Origin of the sequence: Viridibacterium curvum (assembly GCF_039544165.1) — a bacterium.
Taxonomy (GTDB): domain Bacteria; phylum Pseudomonadota; class Gammaproteobacteria; order Burkholderiales; family Rhodocyclaceae; genus Viridibacterium; species Viridibacterium curvum.
In genome coordinates this window covers 1-778 of sequence record NZ_BAABLD010000021.1, presented here as the reverse complement: position 1 = coordinate 778, position 778 = coordinate 1, and the positions used below count along the sequence as shown (strand labels likewise).

The window sequence follows — 778 nt, the reverse complement described above, 5'->3', positions numbered from 1 at the left end:
CGTGGTGGGGACAGTGACAGTGAAGCTCGTGACCCCTGCCGGCACGGTGATCGTGCCGCCCGAGATCGTCACGCCATTCGAGAACGAGGCGTTGGTCAGGGCGGATGTGTAGTCGGTACCACCGCCGGTTGCCGTGACATCGGCGAGCGATAGCGTGTAAGTGGTGGCGCTGCTCGATGCATTGCTCAGCGTCACGGTGTGAACGATGTTTGACGCTTCAGTGGCGCTGTTGCTGGTAACCGAGGCAATCGTCGGAGCGGCATCGTCATCGTTGATCGTGCCGGTGCCAGCCGTGCCACCTACGGTCAGGGTATAGGTTTCATTCGGCTCATCGATGGTGTCAGCCGTGGTCGGCACGGAGACAGTGAAGCTCGTGACACCAGCAGGCACAGTGATCGTGCCACCCGAGATCGTCACGCCATTCGAGAACGAGGCGTTGGTCAGGGCGGAGGTGTAGTCGGTACCACCACCCGTGGCGGTCACATCGGCGAGCGACAGGGTGTAAGTGGTGGCACTGGCCGACGGATTGGACAGCGTTACCGTATGGACGATGGCGCTGGCTTCGGTAGCGCTGTTGCTGGTGACGCTGGCGATGGTCGGTGCGGCATCATCGTCGGTGATCGTGCCGGTGGCGGCCACGCCGCCCACGGTCAGGGTGTAGGTCTCGTTGGCTTCGTCGATGGTGTCAGCCGTGGTCGGCACGGAGACGGTGAAGCTGGTGACCCCTGCCGGCACGGTGATCGTGCCGCCAGAGATCGTCACGCCATTGCTGAAGGCG

The 778-nt window shown here is 63.2% G+C and carries 1 protein-coding gene; it reads right to left on the bottom strand.

The genetic code is table 11. The features are described 5' to 3' along the window. A partial coding sequence (locus ABEA02_RS19885) for a Calx-beta domain-containing protein (RefSeq protein WP_345534898.1) occupies positions 1 to 778 on the bottom strand: 778 nt, incomplete at both ends.